Here is a 7,079-nt window from a genome sequence, read left to right on the forward strand (position 1 = left end):
CGCCGCGCCGCCGTCGTCGTCATCCTGATCGCCGCCTATATCTATCACACCTGGATCGCCGGCTATCTGCCGCTCGCCTCGATCGGCATGATCTCGTTCTGCGCGGTGGCCAACTTTGCCCCGCCGCTGCTGCTTGGCCTGTACTGGCGGCGCGCCCATCGCTATGGCGTCATCGCCGGCCTGCTCGCCGGCTTTGCCGTCTGGGTCTATGCCCTGCTGTTGCCCTCCATCCAGGGTGCAGCCGGCGGCCAGCCGATGGTGGCGCCGCTCACGCCCTGGCTGCCCGCGCCCTTCAACGGCTTCGATGCCATCCTGCAGGGCTTCGTCGCCTGCGGCGTGGTGAACACGGCACTGCTGGTCGGCATCTCGCTGCTGTCGCGCCCCAGCATGCGCGACCGCGAACAGGCGGCGATCTTCGTGTCCGGTGGCGAGGGCCTGCCGGCGGCGACTTTCGAGGAGAACGACACCGATCCGCGCATCGAGGAATTGCGCGCCCTGTCTGCCCGCTTCATCGGCAGCGAGCGCGCCGAGCGGGCTTTCGCCGGCCGCCGCATGAATCCGGCCGAGGCCATGGCCTTCACCGAGCATCTGCTGGGCGGTGCCATCGGCGCCGCTTCGGCCCGCATCGTGATGGCCTCGGCGCGCGGCAAGAACCTGCTCAGTCCGCGCGCGGCCCGCGCCATGCTGGGCGAGGCTTCGGAAGCCATCCGGCACAATCTCGACCTGCTGCGCACCACGCTGGATCATATCAGCCAGGGCATTGGCGTGTTCGACCGCGAACAGCGCTTGGCAGCCTGGAACGACCGCTTCTTCGACCTGCTGAGCCTGCCGGCCAACCTGGCCGAAAACGGCATCCCGCTGACCCAGCTCGCCGGCGACGGCACCGGCGACCTGGCGATGACGCTGGCCTCGGGTGCGCGCGGCTCGCAGATCCATGAACGCCGGCGCCCCGATGGCGGCGTCATCGAAATCCGCGTCGATCCGATGCCCGATGGCGGCTTCGTTGCCACCTGCACCGATGTCAGCGAACGCGTGCGTGCCGCCGAGGCGCTGCGCGCATCCGAACGCGCCATCCGCATCTATACCGACAACGTGCCGGTGCTGATCGCCTATGTCGATCGCGAGGAACGCTACCGCTTCACCAACATGCCGTTCCGCCGCTCGCTCAACCTGCCGCAGCAGCAGATTGACGGCCGCCCGCTGAAGGAAATGATCTCGCCGGAACGCTACGCCCGGCTGAAGCCGCATATCGATGCCGCGCTGGCCGGTCAGCGCCAGAGTTTCGAGATCGAATTCCCCACCAATGACGCCAAGATCGAAGTGGCGCATGGCACATATATTCCGCATGTCGACCATCGCGGCGAGGTGCTGGGCTTCTTCCTGCTCTATCAGGATGTCACCGAGCGCCGCCGCGCCGATGCCGCATTGCGCGCCGCCTATGAAGGCCTGGAGCGCCGCGTCGCCGAACGCACTGCCGAACTGCAGCTGGCCGTGCAGGAGCTGGAAGCATCCCGCGCCCAGGCCGAAGCCGCCAATCTGGGCAAGACCCGCTTCCTCGCCGCTGCCAGCCACGACCTGTTGCAGCCGCTGCATGCCGCACGTCTGTTTACCGCAGCATTAGCCGAACGCGAGCCGGACAATCCGCTGGTATCGAAGATCGACCACGGCCTGGGTTCGGTGGAAGTACTGCTTGATGCGCTGCTCGACATCTCCAAGCTGGATGCCGGTGCCGTGCGGCCGGAAATCCGCCCCACCGCGCTGTCTTCGCTGTTCGATGCCCTGGCGACATCGTTTGGCCCGCTGGCGGCGCGGCGCGGCGTGACGCTGAAGGTGGTGCCGACCACGGCGACGATCAACACCGACCCGGCGCTGCTGCGCCGCGTGCTGCAGAATTTCGTCGCCAACGCGATCCGCTATGCCAATCCCGACCGCGACGACCGTCGCGTGGTGGTCGGCTGCCGCCGCGAAGGCGACCAGGTGCGCATCGCCGTCTGCGACAACGGCCCCGGCATTCCCGGCGACAAGCGCCAGGTGATCTTCCAGGAATTCGCCCGGCTGGAGCGCGGTGGCGATGCCGCCGAGCGCGGCCTGGGCCTCGGTCTTGCCATCGTCGACCGCATCGGCCGCATGCTCAACAACCCGATCAGGGTCGACTCCCGCCTTGCGCGCGGTTCGGTGTTCAGCATCACCGTGCCGCGTGCCGCCGTTGAACCGGCCGAGGCGGTCGAAGCCGAGGCGATACCGGCCTTCGTCGCCGGCTCGCTGAGCGGCAGCTTCGTGCTGTGTATCGAGAACGAGGCCGGCGTGCGTGAGGCGATGACCACGCTGCTGGATGGCTGGTCGTGCAAGGTCGCCGCCGTCGACTCCGTTCCCGCGGCACGCCAGGCCGTGGCGGCGGCCGGCCGCAGCCCGGATATCATACTCGCCGACCTGCATCTGGATGAAGACAGCCCCGACGGTCTGGAAGCCATTGCGCAACTGCGCCGCGACTGGGGCCAGCGCATCCCGGCGATCCTGATCACCGCCGACCGCAGCCAGGAGATGCGCCAGCGCGCCGCCGAGATGGGTGTCGATGTGCTGAACAAGCCGGTGAAGCCGGCCGCCCTGCGCGCCCTGATCAGCCAGCGCCGCCGCCCGGCCGCGCCACAGGCTGAAGCCCTGGCCGAAACCGGCGACTGATCAGACCGAGAAATGCCAGTTAAACTGAGAAGTGTCTGGCCGCGATCACGGCCTGGGTGCGGCTGCGCACGCCCAGCTTCTTGAGGATGGCGGTGACATGCGCCTTCACCGTGGCCTCGCCGACCGACAGTTCATGGGCGATCTGCTTGTTGAGCTTGCCCTTGCTGAGCAGGGTGAGGACGCGCAGCTGCTGCGGCGTCAGCTCGCCGACCCGGCGGGCGAAATCGTCCGGCATCGCGGTATCGCCGCCTTCCAGTTCCGGCGGCAGCCAGACCTCGCCATCCAGCACCGCCTGCAGGGCGCTGGCGATGGTTTCCATCGCCGCCGATTTCGGCACGAAGGCAGCCGCGCCGAATTCGATGGCGCGGCGCATCACCGTGGGTTCGCGCGTGGAGGACACGATGGCGACCGGCACGGCGGGATGGCTGGAGCGCACCGCGGCAAGGCCGGAGAAGCCGTCCATGCCCGGCATATCGAGATCGAGGATCAGCAGATCGACGGAATCGCGGCTGTCCAGGGCGGCACGGGCACCGTCGAGATCGGCAGCCCCCACCACCTCGACGCCATTCATCGCCTGGCGCAGGGCCTGGCCCAGCGCCTCACGAACCAGCGGATGGTCGTCGGCGATGATAATCGTCAGTGCCGGTTCTGCGGCGCCGGCCTTGGCTGCTCCCGTCATGCCTACGAGGGTAAACCAGCGCCCCGCTGGCAGCAAGGTCAGCCCAGGCGGGCACGGAAAAAGGATTGCGGCGGCATCCCGGTGCAGCCGGCCAGCGTGAAGAGCGTCAGCGGCTGGGCGCGGAACACGGCAATCGCACCCGTCTGCCGCAGGCGCGCGGCAAAGCCGGGATCGTCGGATGCCAGTTCGAGCGCATTGCTGAGCCAGGTCTGCCGCACCAGCCGGGCCTCTGTGCCAAGCGCCGCCGCCAGGCTGGCCGTGCCATCCCAGCCGAAGGGATAGACCGCGATGACGCGCCCGCTGGCCTCAAGCGGCAGTATCGCCTGCCGAACGGTCCAGCCGAGCAGCACAGCCCAGACCAGCGTGACACCGAGCAGCAGTCCGAGTGCCAGACGATGCCCGGCGGCCATGACTGGCTACTCTGCCGCAACCGGCGCCGGCGCCATGCGGACCAGCGGGCGCTCGTCGATCGGCCAGTGCACGATGGCGGCGAAGACGCCAAGCCCGAGCGAGATCCACCACACCACGTCATAGGAGCCGGTGAGATCGAACAGCCGGCCGCCGAGCCAGACACCGAGGAAACCGCCGACCTGGTGGCTGAAGAAGACGATGCCGAACAGGGTGGCCATGTAGCGCGGCCCGAAGATCTGCGCCACCAGTCCTGAGGTGAGCGGTACAGTGGAGAGCCAGAGCAGGCCCATGCAGAAAGCGAAGATCAGCACGCTGACCTGTGTCATCGGCAGCAGCACGAAGACGGCGATCACCACGGCGCGGGCGGCATAGATGGCGCTGAGCAGGTATTTCTTGCTGCGCTTGCCGCCCAGCACGCCAGCCGTATACGAGCCGACCACATTGGCGAGGCCGACCAGTGCCAGCGCCCAGGCGCCGGTAGCCGGATCGAGACCGCGATCGACGATATAGGCCGGCAGATGCGTCTGGATGAAGGAGACATGGAAGCCGCAGACGAAGAAGCCCGAGATCAGCAGCCAGTAGCTTTTCTGGTTGCCGGCCTCTTTCAGCGCCTCGCCCATCGACTGCTTCGGGCCGGTGCCTTCGGGCGCCCTGCCGGCCAGCACGCTGGACAGCGGCACGATGGCGAGCGCGAACAGGCTGAGCAGCAGCAGGGCGATCTGCCAGCCCCAGGCGGCGATGAAGCCCTGGCTGAGCGGCACCATCAAAAACTGTCCCATCGAGCCGGCGGCTGTCCCCAGGCCCAGCGCCCAGGAGCGCCGCTCGGGCGGCACCATACGGGCGATGGCGGCCAGCGCCACGGTGAACGAGGTGCCGGCCAGGCCCATGCCGAGCAGCACGCCGAGCGTGAGATTGAGCATCAGCGGCGTGGCGGCATAGGCGGTGAGCGCGACGCCGCCGGCATAGAGCAGCGCGCCGACAGCGAGCACGCGGCCGGAGCCATAGCGGTCGGCAATCGCGCCGGCGAAGGGCTGGCCGAAGCCCCAGAGCACGGTCTGGATGGCGATGCCGAAGGCAAACACCTCGCGGCCCCAGCCGTTGGCGATGCTGATCGGCTCGAGGAACAGGCCGAAGCCCGAACGCACGCCGAAATTCAGCAGGGCAATCGTACAGCCGATGACGATGACCAGCATGGGGGTGCGCCAGGGGATACGGGCGGCGGACACGGTCATGGCTTATGTCTCCTGGCACGGACGGTCGCCGTCAGCACTAGGCTACCGGCCGGAGAGCGGCAAGTTCAGAATTGCGACCATACATTTGCCGGCACCCAGCGGCTTATCCGCTGCTGATCCCGGCTTATGCAGGGCTTAAGTCTGCTTATTCGAGTCTAATTTGCGCTTATTCGACGCTAATTCGGCCTTAACTCAACCCTTACCTGTCCATCGCGATCGGGAATACCCGCAAATGAGAACATTATAGCAACAAATAACCCGGAAGCAAAGACCGATCTGCCGGACAGATGCGTGGACTAGGGTTTTGCTGGCTTCTTCTCGCCCATCTCGACCGGCTGGTAGTTCTCGACCACCAGCTTGAGCCTGCCGGTTGCCGAAGCGGCTGTGGCGGCGGCGCTTTCCTTCGCGCCCATGGGAATCACCCACATGGCAGCGCCGTAAGAGCCGGGCATCATGATTGCGGTCTGTTGCACGGCGACATTGTTGACGACCAGCGAGCCATGGGCGGCCTGACGCTGCGACACGATCATCACATAGGCTTCCTGGCTGTTCGCCTGGTTGATGAAAAGCGTGCCGTTCAGATTGCTGTTTTCGTTGAACCCGCCACGCCGGAAGGTAAAGGCGGAGAGATGCGAGCGGCGGACTTCTTGGTAATTCGCATCCAGGAAGATTGCCGTCGGGTAATAGACGGCAGGATCATCGGCCGGCCCGATGATATAGCTGCTGACTTTCAGCATGTAAGGCGCGGTCCATTTCGGCAGGGCAAAGGCCTTGGCATAAACCGTTTCATGCTTGTCGAGCAGAATGACGGGATCGAGATCATTGATCTCGAACTCGACGGTCTCGCCCAGCGCGACCGGCCGATAGGTCAGAGCGGGCGGCTCGACAAAATTGCTGCGTTTCGACAGCACATCCGCGCTGCTCGCGGCATGTTTCGAACCGGACGTAACGCAGGCGGACAGCCCGATCAGGGCCAGCAGCATGACAGCGCGCCGACTGCGATGGATACGCTGCATCGAATCCCGAGCAATCATCTGCAAGGCCGTCAGCGTCCGATATCAGTCGAGATTTTGCGCACGATCAGCGGCGTTGCCGCGTTCAGCGCCTCGGCGGCATTCTGCGCACCTTCGATCAGCGTGCTGTAATTCCCGAAGCGGTATTTCGCGTCCGACGCCAGCTCGATCGGCTGGCCAGGGCCGTGCTGATAGCCGTAGCCGATCAACTCGGCATAGAGGACGGCCTTGGTCCTGGCATCGACAAGACGCACATAAACCCGGGCGGACGGCAGATAATCCGATGTTGCGGTGGGGGCGATGAAACCGTTCCAGTTGATCACCCAATCGAGATAGGCATCCGCCTCGACATCGACGCCGGCATAGCTGTCCAGCAGTTCCGGCTTCGCCCGGGTTGGCGTGAAGCGGACGACATCATACTTCGCCGTGACCAGTTCCTGTTCCAGCGCCGCCGTCAGGCTGGCCGCGAAATCGACCTGCAGTTCCTTCATCTTGCTGGTGAAGCCGTCGGTCTTCGACTTGGTGTCGGCAGCCGCCACCAGGGCGCCAATCAGGCCGAAGCTGCCCCCGGGATGGTTGGCGATATAGACGACGTATTCTTCTGGTTTCGCCGGCTCGAACAGGGCGATCCGCTTCACCTCGGTATGGGCTTCCTTGTTGAAGGCCTGCTTCGGAACCTGCGCACAGGCGACCGTCAGCGCCAGAACGGCGAAAACACTGAAAAGCCTGAATATTTTCCGGAAATCCGGAAACAGCTTTTCCACGTCCCTGCGGCCAGCGACCGCAAAAAGCATCCCGTTCATTGCCTGCATCCCCCAGAATCACCCTACCCGAGAGTGATTATAAAATCAGGAGGCCCGCATTGGAAGAGGACAGCTGCACTTATGCACGCCGGAGCGGCTCGAATTAGCGAAGCCCGGTGGCCTTCTCGATCTGCTTGGCGGTGTTGTACTGGCTGAGGGAATAGACCGCCCAGAGTGCGGCCGGGATCCAGCCGATCAGGGTGATCTGCAGGATCAGGCAGAGGATGCCGGCAATCGGCCGGCCGATGGTGAAGAACAGCAG

Annotated in this window: 7 protein-coding genes; 1 reads left to right on the forward strand and 6 read right to left on the reverse strand. The window is 65.6% G+C overall.

Going from position 1 to position 7,079, the window contains the following annotated elements:
* Window positions 1-2,679, forward strand: a 2,679-nt coding sequence (locus AAG799_RS21585) for a NahK/ErcS family hybrid sensor histidine kinase/response regulator (protein ID WP_341899084.1), incomplete at its 5' end; no start/stop codon positions are given.
* Between the two features lie 19 nt (window positions 2,680-2,698).
* On the opposite strand, the gene AAG799_RS21590 is transcribed toward AAG799_RS21585, so the two are convergent.
* The 6 genes from AAG799_RS21590 to AAG799_RS21615 all read right to left on the reverse strand — a co-directional run.
* The gene (locus AAG799_RS21590) at window positions 2,699-3,358 is read right to left on the reverse strand and encodes a response regulator transcription factor (RefSeq protein WP_341899085.1); all 660 of its coding nucleotides are present in this window, start codon (window positions 3,356-3,358) and stop codon (window positions 2,699-2,701) included.
* 38 nt (window positions 3,359-3,396) lie between these two features.
* On the reverse strand, window positions 3,397-3,768 hold the full coding sequence (locus tag AAG799_RS21595; RefSeq protein WP_341899086.1) for a hypothetical protein: 372 nt from the start codon (window positions 3,766-3,768) through the stop codon (window positions 3,397-3,399).
* Between the two features lie 6 nt (window positions 3,769-3,774).
* On the reverse strand, window positions 3,775-5,001 hold the full coding sequence (locus AAG799_RS21600; protein ID WP_341899088.1) for an MFS transporter: 1,227 nt from the start codon (window positions 4,999-5,001) through the stop codon (window positions 3,775-3,777).
* A gap of 296 nt (window positions 5,002-5,297) precedes the next feature.
* Window positions 5,298-6,035 carry a MalM family protein gene (locus AAG799_RS21605; RefSeq protein WP_341899090.1) on the reverse strand — a complete coding sequence of 246 codons (738 nt, stop codon included), beginning with the start codon at window positions 6,033-6,035 and terminating at the stop codon, window positions 5,298-5,300.
* An 11-nt stretch (window positions 6,036-6,046) separates the two neighbouring features.
* Window positions 6,047-6,817 (reverse strand): hypothetical protein, encoded by a 771-nt coding sequence (locus tag AAG799_RS21610; RefSeq protein ID WP_341899091.1) that lies wholly within the window; start codon window positions 6,815-6,817, stop codon window positions 6,047-6,049.
* A gap of 103 nt (window positions 6,818-6,920) precedes the next feature.
* Window positions 6,921-7,079 (reverse strand): YqaE/Pmp3 family membrane protein (locus AAG799_RS21615; RefSeq protein ID WP_341899092.1); only part of this gene is annotated, 159 nt, incomplete at its 5' end.

The organism is Ferrovibrio terrae (assembly GCF_943371255.1).
GTDB lineage: Bacteria > Pseudomonadota > Alphaproteobacteria > Ferrovibrionales > Ferrovibrionaceae > Ferrovibrio > Ferrovibrio terrae_B.